We start from the raw sequence: 12,819 nt of genomic DNA, 5'->3' as shown, positions 1-12,819 counted from the left end.
ACGTTGCCGTCTATCTTCCGAAAGTCATATTGAGTCCCGCGAAAATTTGCCAGCGCGGAACACCTGCGCCCGAGTGAGCAACGGAATATTGAGGTTCGACGAACGCGTTGTAGATAGTCGATCCGCCTTTCCACGCCTTTCCGGCACCCAGGCCAACAGGGATGTAGTAGCTGCCGTGCTGAAGATCGAAGGTCCAGATTCCCGTCGACCGGATATACCAACCATCGGGAAGATTGAAAATGCCGAACGGCTCCGCCGTCAATGACTGAACCGTCGGCCGGCTGCTCTGTCCGGCGAATGAATGCTGCCACTGAACCAACGCACCGATGAGCCGGGCTTTATTCGCGTTCACCACGACCGCCGCGAGCCCGGCCTGCCACTTGCCGCTTCCGAGGCTCGGGTCGGTCGCTGTCGGCAAAGTGATGAGCGGGCCAATGCCGATCTGCGTCTGTCCCTGACTGAGCAGAAAAATGTCGAAGAGATTGATGTCGCCTAGTCCGGTGTTGTAGCCGCCGGTTGGATCTGGCCTCGTGCTGAGTGGTGCCGTCAATCGAAAAATTTCAGGCACCGGCACGATGCTGTTGGGACCGACGGGAACGGTCGGTCTCAGCAGGAAGTCGTTGGTATGTGCGTGCGCGCCATGTACGCTCGGCACGTAATAGTCTTGAATGTTGAACGATGCCGCGAGATTGAGCGGGTTGTTACTCTTGTTTGCGTCATCCGCGGAACTTTGGGCGCGCGACGCGTTACCGAAAAGCAGAAGCGAGGCCGCGACAATCGTGCTGATTGTGGATCGACATCCGGCCGGCAACGATCTCGTATATCGCTCACACATCAGCCGTCCTCGCAAACAGCAGACACGTATCAGGGTCGCGCGCACACGCTGGAAGCGTTCCCCGGCACTGGGAAACGACCAGCGCCGCGACCGATTTTGGTGGCCCTACAAATGATAGATAACATTGTTGGAAGGGCAACGTCAAGATGATTGCCACCCTACGACAAACGTCGTGCAAGCGATATTCCGGACACGCGGCTTTTAAGCCGAAGCATTCGATCCTGCGCGTCCGCTCGCGACGCCTGCTGGCCTCAGAACGGATAACCCGGCGATCGCGGTGGCGCTGAAGACGAATGGTTTCGCGTTCGATTCGACGCGCGGCGAAATGCTTTATGCGCTCGATGACAACACGAAAATCCCGCTCTACGGCGGTTGCGATCCCGAAGGTTATCTCACGGTGGCGTGTCCGTCGCACGACCTCGATAAGCACGGCCTGCTGCTCGATCGCGATGCACATGGCAATCGAATCGGACGATCCGGCATCTCCGCGTTATCGCGATGGCACGAAGCGTTACGCGCGCAAGGAGCGGACGCGTTTTGCATTCACGGAACAGGATATCGATAAGTCGCCCGGGGTGGTCGAGACGGTTTTGGAAGGGCGTCGAAGCGGGCGCTTTTGAGATTGTGCTATGACACGATCGATGCTGAAGACCACGCGACGGCGGCGACGTAGCCTGCCGGCGCATCGAGCGCCGCGGCGCGAATATCGCCCGCCGCGCTCGATACGGCGAAGCGGCCCTCCAGACAAGGCAGCACCGAAAAGCTGGTGAGACCGAACTGTGCGCTAACCAGGCCTTCGCCGCGTGCCTTCAACACCGATTCCTTGCCGCTCCAGCAAGCGAAAAAGCTTGCGCTGCAAGCAAGTTCGGGCAGTGCATCGAGAGCGCGCCGGTCGGCATCGGCAAAAACGGCGGACTGCAGTTCGAGCCAGTCGAGCGAAGACCGCGTCTCTTCGATATCCACGCCCACGCGCCGCGATGCCGATAAGGCGATCAGTCCATAAGCACCCGAATGCGAGACGTTGAAATCCGGCGCGTGAGGCATTGCGAGAAAGGGTCGGCCATTCGCGTCGGTTTCGAGGACGAGGCCTGCGGGATCGGCATCCAGCGTGAGAGACAACACGTGTCGCAAGGCGGCGCGTACGGTGGCGAAGCGCGCGGCATCGGCCGGATGCCGATAGCGACTCGCGCGTGCGAGTTCTTGGGCGTTCAAGACGCCGGCGGCCGCTTCCGTCAACGACGCGGTTACGTCGATTTCAACTAGCCACATGTAGACGTCGTCAGGGACATCGCGATGAAGCGGAGGCTTCGATAAGCATGGTTTCGGCATGGACGATAGTTCGATGCGTGTTGCGATTTTGATGTTGACGATCCACAAACGGTCGCTCTTTCCGCGTCAGGTCGCTTCCAACAAACGGTATTGCGCAACGCTTCAAAGAGTCGACGACCGAAGCAAACGCGGCAGATCCGCAGCATCGGGGATGTGCCGTCGCATTTTGCTTGAATGTTTGCAGCTGCGCATGGGAGGGCGCGTTGACTATCGCCAGCTTTCATAGCTGGCGACAGAAAGAAGCAATGGTTCTAATGACGATTGACCCCCACTCTAAGGGACATTATAAAAATAATGTCCAATCGACTAGACTCAGAAGACAGGTTTCTCGTGAATTACGTCGTATTTCGTGAGCCAGCAAACCTGGCATTGTCCGCCTACACCGTCTGCCCTAAAGCATTCGACAGATCGGCGATCAAATCGTCAGGATGCTCCAGCCCCACCGACACTCGAATGAGTCCTTCTGACACGCCCGCGGCGGCGCGTACTTCAACGGGAACACCAGAGTGTGTCGTCGATGCCGGGTGACAAATAAGCGACTCCGTGCCACCGAGACTCACGGCCGATTTAAACAAGCCGAGTCCGTTGATGAGCTTGAATGCTTGTTCGCGCCCGCCGTCGAAAACGAATGCGAATGTCGATCCCGGCCCGCTGCATTGACGTCGATACACCGTCTGATAAACCGGGTCGTCGATGAGTTCGGAATGCAGCACCTCGATCGGTGTGAAAGGGTTGTTTGCGAGCCATCGCGCGACGGCCGTGCCGCTCTGCGCTGCGCGCTCCATCCGCAAAACGAGGGTCTCCATCGAACGCGTGATCATCCAGCAGGAGTGCGGGTCGAGTTGTGATCCTAGCGTGCCGCGAATCGCGCGAACTCGCGTGATCAGAGGTTTGCTGCCGGTGACGCCTCCCGCAACGAGATCGCTATGCCCCCCGATGTACTTGGTCAGCGAATACACGCTCAGGTCGATGCCTTGATTTACCGGTTGCTGAAACAACGGCCCGAGCAAAGTGTTGTCGCATACGGAAAGAGGGCGATAGCCATGCCGCGATTCAAACGCATCGATTTCCTGACGCAGACCGTCGAGATCGAACAACGCGTTGGTCGGATTGGCCGGCGTTTCGACGTAACACATGCCGACACGGCCTTTCTTCGCTGCCGCTTCCAGTGCGGTGGAAATCGCTTCACGGGAAAGGCCATCGGCAATCACGTGCGAACGAATACCCCAGTCAGGAAGGAATTTGGAGATCAAAGTTTTGGTGCCGCCATAGAGCGGCGCGGACTGTACGACGCAATCGCCGGGTCGGAGGAACGCGAACAGGATCGCGGCAATCGCCGCCATGCCGCTAGACGTGACGGCGGCGGCTTCTGAGCCGTCCAGCAGCGCGAGACGATCCTCGACAATCTCGAGATTGGGGTGATTGAAACGACTGTAGACGAGACCGGCGCTCTCTCCATCGGGCGAAGGCTTGCGCCCGGCGACCATATCGAAAAACGCCGCACCGTCTTCGGCCGTGCGGAACGCGAAAGTCGATGTGAGAAACACGGGTGGCTTGACTGAACCCTCCGAAAGAAACGGGTCGTAACCATACGACATCATTTGCGTTTCGGGATGCAGATCCTGATTGGCGATCTTGCGCTTGTGATAGTTGTGATAGGCCATTCGTCACTCCATGCAGGTCAGGAAGAATCGGTTCCGGCTCACATCGATCGCGCAGGGTCGCATGCACAGTGCTCCGCTCTCGGCGCGTCGATGCTCGGCCATGCTACTCCCGTCTGGATCGTGTTTAAGCTCGCAGGTCTCCATTGCCATTCGAATGCGCCGGGTTTCGCGCGCCGTGAATCCGAGTCACGCAGCAACGTTCGAGCACTCCCATCATCAAGGCGTCTTCACGGTCATCAGAAACCGTCATCAACCTTATCAATAACTTTTGTTGGCGCTATGAGAGGTTGGCGGTGGAAACTGCGCGTGTCGCCTAAGTCATTGAAAGTAAACGAATTTATTTGATTTAAAAGGAAACTGAGATGCTTGATCGCACGAGCGTTCGGGACGGGTCGGCACGTCTGTCGACAAAGAACTTCTCCGACGAACTAGAAGCATTAGCCCGATCCGCCATGTCGAGTGGAGCGCTCGATAACGACTTCTACTCTCTATGGACCCGTGAGCGCTTGAACGCACGGCAGATCGCAATCTTTGCGAGGAACTACGGGGAATTCAATCGCGCGTTCCCAGAAGTCTTGGCGGTGATGATAAGCAGCACGCGCAACGTGGTCGCGCAAGCGGAATACGCGAAGACGTTGTATTCGGAAATGGGATACGGCAATCCGGAGAAGGTCCACTCGATTCTCTTCGACGCTTGGTTGAGCGATCTCGGTCGCAAGATTGGAGAAGATACTCGTCTCGATTGGGCTTCGGTTCAACATGACTTGAAGGTTCTGCCGGAAACGCAGGCGCTCATCGAAGGAGAAAAGCGTCTTTATGGCGATGACAATGCAACTGCCGCTGGAGCACAACTGGCGCTCGAATGGCAGGCGTACACGATGCTTCGAAAACTCTATGACGGAGCTTTAGTCTACAAGGACCTATGGGAAGAAGAGGACGAGTTTCACGAGTCCTGCGAGTACTTTTACGCACACATCGGCGCTACAGAGAAAGAACACAAAGTCGAGTCCCTAAGCGCGGCGAAGCAATTCATATCGGACACAGACGCGCTCACGAGATTAACCGCAGGCTTCAACACGCACCTGCAACTTTTCGAGCGCTTTTGGAATGCGGTCGCCCGCGAGATGATGTCCGTTAAAAGCCACTGACCCGGCAGTTCTTCAAAAAGTCCCGCCCACGCCGCGCGCTTATCGCAGCAAAGATTTTGCGACAAGGGCGCTCGCGCAGCTCCATACAACCGCTCGTTGCTGTCGAGTTTCCATGCTCGGCCGCTGGCTCAACTCGGCCTAAACAATCGATGAATTCGCGAATAATTGGTAAGTCGCACTTTATTATGGCTCCGTGCGAACTCAACGCAGTTCTTGCATTTACCGATGACAACAAGCACTACAGCGAGTTTCACTTCGGAGACTGGAAGAGCTTCGTCATTTGGAATCAAACAGGAAGCGACGACGATGGCGTCGTGCTAGAACGCGGGTCATCGGTCAGGCCGACATCACGCGGGAATCTTCTCCCTGCGCTCAACGATTGGATAAGCGCGACGTTCGACACGTCGTTGCTTCGACTTGCTCGAATTCATTCGCTTGGCGACGGCGTGTTGGTTCCCCACAGAGATTTTGTGGAATTCGCGGCTGCGCCATGGACTCGTGTGCATGTACCGTTACTGACGAATCGTATCTGTCTGCATTCCGATGGCGACACGGTCTTTCGCATGCGTCCAGACGAGATCTGGTTTCTCGATGCATCGAATCTGCATTCGGCCATCAATTACTCGGCTGGGCGCCGCTTGAATCTTTGTCTCGACTTTGATTTGGGCAAGCTGCCCATCGAGAGCGTCTTCAATGCCGGTGCGGGCTCAACCGGGCACGTCGTGAATCGACCCGAAGTCGTGCAGCGAATGCCTCTGGGTGATTCATTCCAGGAAGAGCTTCGTTCACTCGCCGCCACGCTCACTCTTGCAAACTTTCATCAGGCGGTTGGGCTTTTATCGAAAGTCCATTTCTTTCGGCAAGCGCATATCGCCGAGTTCTTCGAGTGGCTGCCTTACGTGGCGGAACATTCGCGCGACGCCTCGTTGCGATCGAAGGCAGATTGCTATGTTCGTTTTCTCCGCGACAAACGCAGTGTTGGCGAGCGCTTCAAGCTGCAAGATGAGGTGCGAATTGGCCTCGACGCGTGAAAGTTATCAGGTATTTCCGTGGTGGACAGCCAGGTTCTGGACCTGGTTGACAGGAAAGCCGGCGCCCGGACAAACACCTCTGTTCGAACCGACGCCGACGCTTTACGCCTTGAGTGCGGTGGCGACTTATGTGACGGGTCTCTCGCTTGCCGTCATTGCCTTCAGGACCGAAGGTCCGTGCTTCATTCTTGCGCTATCGTGCGGCTGGATCATGGCGGTGAATGGAGCGCGTCGCATGATCAGCACGGTCGCGCACCAGTGCATTCACGGTCGCTTTACAGGGATAGCTTCTCGTGATCTTTTCATCGCCGATCTTCTCGCAGTAATGACGCTGACACAGACCGCGGGTGACTATCGTGAAGAGCACTTCAACCAGCATCATCGGCCTGCCGTATTCACGACAATCAGCGATCCGGCTGGCGCCTTTCTATGGCGCGCTGGCTTTAAGTCTGGAATGTCGGTCGGGGCACTCTGGCTTAAGCTCTTCGTCACTCTGCTGTCGCCGCGATTCCACGCCTCGTTCTTCATGCATAGGCTCATGAGCCTGGTTCGAAATCTGCCACCGAAATTCAAGCTAATCGCTGCGGCTGGCGGTGCACTAGCGTGTTGGGGCGCAATTGAACTCTGCCCCGTAACAGCGCTGGTTTTCGGCCTGCTGTTTCCAATCGTTGTTCTTTACCAAATAAGCGTGCTGCTTGAATTTATCAGCGAGCACGCGTGGTTTGTGCCGGCGCAAAGGTGGGATCAGCCCAAGTACATCCATGCGACGCATTCGTGGGGGCGTTTTTGCGGACGAAGAACTCCTGAGCGGGACGAAAGGCATGTCGCGCTTTACGTTTTGTCCTGGATTGCATGGGCCGTCGAGCACGCGATTTACCATTTGCCAGTCCGTTTGTTTGTCATTCCCGGCGATCTATCGCAACACGATTTTCATCATCGAATGCCATCTACCTTGCGCTGGACTACCGCAACGTACGCACGAGAAGAAGACCTGAGATCGGGTGACTCACGTTGGCCTCCTTACCAGGAGTTCTGGGGTCTTCACAATGCGATCGCGCATGTCTTCAATGGAATGGCTAAGACAGCTTCGCATGTCGATGCCGGTACTTCAGACGCGGCGAGCGAAGCGGAAATCTGAAGCCGTATCAAGACGAGACCGCCGAAAAGCGTGTCTCGCCTAAAGGCTCACCGTACTGCGTCAGGACAAAGACGCATTTTCGTCACCGCGCGTAGGGCGAGTAAGCGCGATGAAGCCATCAGCCCGGACATCCGAAGATGGCTTTTCTCGGCTCGTCATTCGATAATCGCCGGAGCAGTTAAAGACTGTATGGTGCTGACTTTGCGCTCGCACAGACGTGCCGCAAAATGCTTATGGATGATTTCGGAGACGTTGCGAACGACCGGTGATACATCGGATCGGCGTGAATACAATTCAATCGCGGTCGGCTCCAACGTTGGAAAACCGTCCGAAGGTTCCAAAACCCGGTGATGCTCGGTCACGGCGCTCTCGATCATGATCGACACAGCACTGCCGGCTTCCACGGCAGCGAGAAGTCCCTCGTGATTCAGACTCGTGTAGGCAATGCGCCAATCTTTCTTTTTCGCGTCGAGCGCTGCAATTCCCGCGCGCCGATAAAGGCATCCGTCTGGAAACACCGCCAGCGGTACAGGCTTTTGCTGATAGACGTCGCTACCCTGTTTGCAGACCCACATCAAACGCTCATGTCCCAAGGGCACGCCGTCGGGGCGGGAGGGATATTTCGTCGCGATAACCAGGTCGATGTTTTCAGTCTCCATGGACTCAAGCATCTTCCAGCTATGGCCGCAGCGGATTTCCATTTCGATGTTGGGAAACGTCGTCCCAATGGCGCCGAGAATGGGCGGCAACAAGCACGATGCGAATGTTTCCGAAGTCGCGAGCGTGAGTTTGCCGGCCGCAAGGCTATGCTTGAGCGAGAGAAACGCGTCTTCATGCGCTTCGATCAGCCGCTGGGCGATTCCGACGAACCGCTCGCCAATCGAGGTTAGCGTTACGGCGACGGTGTCTCTTTCGAACAGGCGCTCGCCTATCGATTCTTCGAGACGCTTGATCTTCATACTCACAGCCGACTGAGTACGGTGTAGACGCGCGGCCGCCTGCGTGAAGTTGCGCGTGTCCGCGACCGCAACGAACGCTCGGACAAGATCTAAATCAAAGTCTTGTGGCCTCACCTGGCCTTCTCCCTAAACAACGCGTGCGCCAAGTCGGCTACGGCGATTTCTCTCATGTCGATCAAACATCCAGTGCGCCTTACGTGCTTAACCAAGTTCGAATCTGCACGGCCGCAGTAGTTGAGTCTGCTCCGTTCGACCTTGTAATCGCAAAATAACGAAAGTTATACTCAGTGGATTCAGGTATTTTACCTCGTAAAACCGCCCAGTCAGTTATAAAATTCACCGCCGCCTAGTTTTAGTATGATTAATAATTTAGTTCTTACCTGCTTGATACGGACCTTCACCTGATGCAACCCGTCAGGCGCTTCTATCACCGTAGATCGCACGGTGGCGCCTAAACGAAAACCGCGAAAATCGAGGCATCCTCAAAGGTTAGCTCCATCATATTATCAACGCCAAAAATGGTGGGGCGTCGTCAAGGTTATATTCAGCAATTTTGGCCTTTAAATAAGGCAAAGCTTCTTGATGAGCGGTTGCTCAGTGTTGATGAACGGGAGCGATCCAGCGATGGCCATCTGTAAAGGGCGTCGTATGGCAGCATCGATCTTTGTGAAGTAAAGGCTCGAAGCTTATTTAAGAGCTGCTATTGATCCTTGCATCGACTTAAAAAGAAGGAAGATTCGCCATTAGCTTTATTTGAAGGGCGCCGCAGATCCAAATCGGTAACAAGTCGAGCGTCAATCTATAGCTTAAATGCGCATGAGCCGTCCAATCGCGATTAGAATCGACCAGTTCATACGAATAATCGAAGCGGGCAAATCGACGAATTTAGCAGCATCGAGAAAACACACTAGCACCACGCGCCGACGAAGCCTGCAAGTGCGGAAAAGAGAGGAACAGAAGGTTGTTCACGGAGCCCGAAATGCGCGAGTCACGATAAACGAAGAAGGGAAGCTAAGATTGATTCCTGCGCCCCGGCCGGCTTGGCGACCGACCGGGGCGCAGGGCAGACAAGGCTCTGCTTGCTTATCGACTGCTCTCTCAGGTCCCTCACGCGCAAACGAGATAAGCGATACGCTGTCGCTCCAGTCGCTCCCTCCGACTTCAACGAATCTGGGAACGCTCACGCAAGGCGAACGCTACGCGTCACAACATACGCCCGCGCAAAAGGCGAAACGTCTTGTGACAAATTTTCGTATGCGTGCTTTCTAACGGCCAATTCATAAACTTCATTAAGCATATCAGCGACGCGAATGAGTCAGCGGAGAGCGTTCACGTAGGCCGTCCGAGGCGCCTTTACTTCTGGCCGAACTCATCTCTATGGTGAATGGCCGCCATCAGGATAATTCGTTGGGCGGTATTAAAAGGAGTCTGTAGATTTCAGGTAATTTAGCAGGGAAGGGCAATGAAAGAGCGTCGTGGAATTTTGGAACTTGTCTTTGCCATGCTTCTTTCGGGAAGCATCGGCATTTTCGTCGTTTCCTCGAATCAGCCACCCGCGAACGTCGTTTTCTTCAGATGTATTATCGCGTTCATTTGTCTAGTTCCGTATTGCGCTGCCCGTGGTCATATCCGCCGAGAGTATTTTCAAGTCCGGCTGCTTTTGCCCATCATCGTCTCGGGGATCTTTCTCGTTCTAAATTGGTTGCTGCTGTTCAAAGCGTATCCGCTTATCGACATCGGGCTGGCTACGGTCATTTACCACGTCAACCCGTTCCTGGTGATTTTGGGCGGCGCCGTGGTCCTCCGGCAAGCGGTAAGCCGGAACGACATCTTATGGTCGGCCGTGGCGTTCGCCGGTTTGGTCTGCCTGGTCGGGACCGCCAATGGCGCTCTAATGCTGGGCTCGAACGTGTTTGCCGGCGTCGTTCTGACGCTCTCAGCCTCCGCGCTGTACGCCGGCACAGTGTTGTTGTCTAAGGCTTCCGCGGGCGTTCCTCCCGCTGTCGTCGTCCTGGTGCAGACAGCGGTGGGTTCGCTGTTACTCGCTCCGCTCGCCGATTTCTCGGCTTTGCCGACGAGCACCAGCGAATGGGCGCGCCTTGCGACACTCGGCGTCGTTCACACGTTTTTTCTTTACTGCCTGGTGTTCTCCGCGTATCAGAAACTCAGCGTCAAGGCGATCGCGATACTTTCGTTCATCTATCCGCTGTCCGCCGCTGCCTTCGACTACATCGTCTACGGCCATAAATTCAGCATGGGTCAATGGCTCGGCGCGGGACTGGTGCTGCTGGGTATTCTCGGCGTCAAAACGGGATGGGCGCCGATCAAACTGCGGCGCGCGATAGCCCAGTGAGTTGGTTTGCTCATCGCGTTTTCCAATGCCGCGCACTCCTTCCCGCGACGATAGAACGATGAAACGCATCCGCGCGGAATAACGTCGACGCGAGATTCATCGACCCATCTGCTTCAAATCCCACATCGATGTTCACGTACATCAACCCGCAGCGACGGCGTTGATCATCGAAATCCGCTTCGCCAGCGATGAAGCCGTCGACTGAGAAATCAGCGTAAGGCTCACCGGCCACCTTTATCCGCAAGCGACCGAAGTTCCTTCCCAAACTTACAGTTCTCTGGGTTTGCCCCAATGTTCAACCAACCAAGATTGAACGACATTCAATCTAAGAACGGCGCTGAATCTTCATGCGGTTGCCGTTTATCAAGGCATCGAAAAAGTTCTGCTTCGGGAGCGTTCTTCATGAATCAAGCATCGGCGCGAGCACCGGCGACCCATCCACCTTCGGCGGCGCTAAGGCGCGCGAAGCGGATCGGCTGGCTATGCCTGCCACCGTCGACGTTCATTGCGCTCATCGTGCTATGGGCGGTCGCCATACCTGTGTTCAAGATTCCGCCTTATCTGGTGCCTAGCCCGGCAGGGGTGTTCGCGCGCATCGTCACCGACTGGCGGGATATCTGGTCGAACTCGCTCATCACCATCGCGGAGATTTTGCTGGGCTTCGGCGTAACGGTGGTGACCGCCATCCCGCTTGGTCTTGCAATCGCGCTTTCGCGAGTTGCGCGGCAGATCGTGTATCCGCCGCTCATGTTCATGCAGCTGGTGCCAAAGATCGCGGTCGCGCCGCTCTTTCTCGTGTGGCTTGGATTCGGCATGGAGTCCAAGGTGCTCTTGACCGTGTTGATGACCTTCTTCCCGCTCTTGCTCGCGAGCATCAGCGGATTCCAGATTCTCGACACTCGCTTGCTGTATCTGACGAAGTCGATGGGCGCATCGTCCTGGCAGACCTTCCGCTTCCTTCGCCTTCCCGCGGCGCTGCCCGTGATTTTCTCGGGTATCAAGACTTCTGCCACGATCGCGTCCACCGCGGCAATCGTCGCCGAGTTCGTCGGCTCGAACAAAGGTCTGGGCTACGTGCTCCTGCGCGGGACCAGCACGATGGATGTCGAACTGACCTTCGCCGTCCTTGCCGTCCTCACGCTGATCGGCATTGCGATCAACTATGTCGTCGAATTCGCCGAATGGGCCATGACGCCGTGGCAACGTGCGAAGTTCAACTGAGGTCAACGCTCGCGCATTGGCCTAAGGCCAGTCGCCTACAACAAACGGACCGAGCGGGTCCAACTACAGAGGGAGCGCGACTATGCGCAGCACCATCGGCAAACTGTCTTCGGCAATCTTGACTTGCGCGCTCGCGACGGGTCTATGCGGGACGGCCGTCGCCGACACCGAGGTTCCTTTCCAGCTGAACTGGACCGCAGGCGGCGCGAACGCCGGTTTTGCGGCAGCGGTGGCGGAAGGGTTCTATAAGCAGGTCGGGCTCGACGTGAAAGTGACCGAAGGCAACGGCTCCGGCAATACGGCGCAACTCGTCGCAAACGGGCGCGCTCAACTTGCCTATGCCGACGCTGTTGCCGTGAGCCAGCTGATTGCCAAGGGCGCGCCAATGCGAGTCATCGCCACGATCTATCAATCGAACCCGAACGAAGTGTCGGCATTGAAGAAGTCGGGCATCAAATCGATCAAGGATCTCGCCGGGCACAAAGTGGGCGTTCCTTCCGGCTCCTCGCAAACGACCATGCTTCCGCTTTTCCTGCAGGCAAATGGCCTCAAGGAGTCGGACGTGACGCTCATCAGCATGCCCGTGGCAAGCATGGTGCCCGCGCTGCTGCAAGGCCAGGTCGATGCGATCCTAGGTTCCATGGATTCCTACCAGTTGCAACTCGAAGCCCAGGGCGCCGAACTCGTGAATTTCCGGTTTGCGGATTATGGCGTTCCGACGGTGAGCACGTCGATTTTCGCATCCAACGAATATCTGAAGGCCAATCCGGATCTCGTGAAGAAGTTCGTTGCCGCGAGCCTGAAAGGATGGAGCTTCGCCATGGATAACCCGGCGAAGGCGGTAAAGGATCTCAAGACGGTGTTCCCCAACGTCAACGAGAAGCTCGCTACCGCCGAGTTGGCCGCCATCACGCCGTTGTTCTGCAGCGGCGGCGCCAAAAGCGTAGGCAAGGCCGAGGATGCGTCATGGACCAGGACGCAAGATCTGCTCGCACAGGTCAAATTGCTTCCCGCCGGACAGAATCCGAAAACGTACTACACGGACGACTTCTTGCCGCCAGCGAACCAGTTGCGCGCGTGCAAATGAGCCGTCCGTTCGGACAGACTTTTTCGCACGACGGATATCGAATCACGACTAACG

The 12,819-nt window shown here is 56.3% G+C and carries 12 protein-coding genes; 7 read left to right on the top strand and 5 right to left on the bottom strand.

The genetic code is table 11. The features are described from left to right. Nucleotides 1-10 precede the first annotated feature (10 nt). Nucleotides 11-880, bottom strand: coding sequence for a hypothetical protein (locus P9250_RS01215; protein ID WP_310390751.1), 870 nt, complete (start codon nucleotides 878-880; stop codon nucleotides 11-13). Between the two features lie 232 nt (nucleotides 881-1,112). On the opposite strand from P9250_RS01215, the gene P9250_RS01210 reads away from it, so the two are divergent. After that, a complete protein-coding gene (locus P9250_RS01210) occupies nucleotides 1,113-1,400 on the top strand; it encodes a hypothetical protein (protein WP_310390750.1) in 288 nt (95 codons plus the stop codon). 62 nt (nucleotides 1,401-1,462) lie between these two features. Here P9250_RS01210 and P9250_RS01205 read toward each other — a convergent pair whose 3' ends face one another. Beyond that, nucleotides 1,463-2,104, bottom strand: a complete 642-nt coding sequence (locus P9250_RS01205) for a 4'-phosphopantetheinyl transferase superfamily protein (protein WP_250528557.1) — start codon at nucleotides 2,102-2,104, stop codon at nucleotides 1,463-1,465. A gap of 437 nt (nucleotides 2,105-2,541) precedes the next feature. Then, entirely contained in the window at nucleotides 2,542-3,828 is a 1,287-nt protein-coding gene (locus P9250_RS01200; RefSeq protein ID WP_310390749.1) for a cystathionine gamma-synthase family protein, read from the bottom strand. A gap of 362 nt (nucleotides 3,829-4,190) precedes the next feature. On the opposite strand from P9250_RS01200, the gene P9250_RS01195 reads away from it, so the two are divergent. From P9250_RS01195 to P9250_RS01185, 3 genes are all read left to right on the top strand, one after another. Then, entirely contained in the window at nucleotides 4,191-4,976 is a 786-nt protein-coding gene (locus P9250_RS01195) for an iron-containing redox enzyme family protein (protein WP_310390748.1), read from the top strand. Between the two features lie 149 nt (nucleotides 4,977-5,125). Beyond that, the gene (locus P9250_RS01190) at nucleotides 5,126-6,007 is read left to right on the top strand and encodes an aspartyl/asparaginyl beta-hydroxylase domain-containing protein (RefSeq protein WP_310390747.1); all 882 of its coding nucleotides are present in this window, start codon (nucleotides 5,126-5,128) and stop codon (nucleotides 6,005-6,007) included. After that, entirely contained in the window at nucleotides 5,925-7,145 is a 1,221-nt protein-coding gene (locus P9250_RS01185; RefSeq protein ID WP_310390746.1) for a hypothetical protein, read from the top strand. The genes P9250_RS01190 and P9250_RS01185 overlap by 83 nt, the downstream gene beginning before the upstream one ends. Before the next feature lie 155 nt (nucleotides 7,146-7,300). Here the strand turns inward: P9250_RS01185 and P9250_RS01180 are convergent, their stop codons facing one another. Further along, on the bottom strand, nucleotides 7,301-8,218 hold the full coding sequence (locus P9250_RS01180; protein WP_310390745.1) for a LysR family transcriptional regulator: 918 nt from the start codon (nucleotides 8,216-8,218) through the stop codon (nucleotides 7,301-7,303). A gap of 1,348 nt (nucleotides 8,219-9,566) precedes the next feature. Here P9250_RS01180 and P9250_RS01175 point away from each other — a divergent pair. Next, the gene (locus P9250_RS01175; RefSeq protein ID WP_310390744.1) at nucleotides 9,567-10,457 is read left to right on the top strand and encodes a DMT family transporter; all 891 of its coding nucleotides are present in this window, start codon (nucleotides 9,567-9,569) and stop codon (nucleotides 10,455-10,457) included. A gap of 10 nt (nucleotides 10,458-10,467) precedes the next feature. On the opposite strand, the gene P9250_RS01170 is transcribed toward P9250_RS01175, so the two are convergent. Further along, a complete protein-coding gene (locus P9250_RS01170; protein ID WP_310390743.1) occupies nucleotides 10,468-10,701 on the bottom strand; it encodes a hypothetical protein in 234 nt (77 codons plus the stop codon). A 158-nt stretch (nucleotides 10,702-10,859) separates the two neighbouring features. Here P9250_RS01170 and P9250_RS01165 point away from each other — a divergent pair, with 158 nt between their 5' ends. Both P9250_RS01165 and P9250_RS01160 read left to right on the top strand, forming a co-directional pair. Then, nucleotides 10,860-11,678 (top strand): ABC transporter permease, encoded by an 819-nt coding sequence (locus P9250_RS01165; protein WP_244831403.1) that lies wholly within the window; start codon nucleotides 10,860-10,862, stop codon nucleotides 11,676-11,678. 82 nt (nucleotides 11,679-11,760) lie between these two features. Then, complete coding sequence (locus P9250_RS01160) at nucleotides 11,761-12,765, top strand: ABC transporter substrate-binding protein (RefSeq protein WP_244831402.1); 1,005 nt, start codon at nucleotides 11,761-11,763, stop codon at nucleotides 12,763-12,765. The last annotated feature ends 54 nt before the right edge of the window (nucleotides 12,766-12,819 follow it).

The organism is Caballeronia sp. LP006, from assembly GCF_031450995.1.
Lineage (GTDB): Bacteria > Pseudomonadota > Gammaproteobacteria > Burkholderiales > Burkholderiaceae > Caballeronia.
Note: the sequence above shows the minus strand (reverse complement) of the source record. Positions and strands in the feature narration are given on the sequence as shown.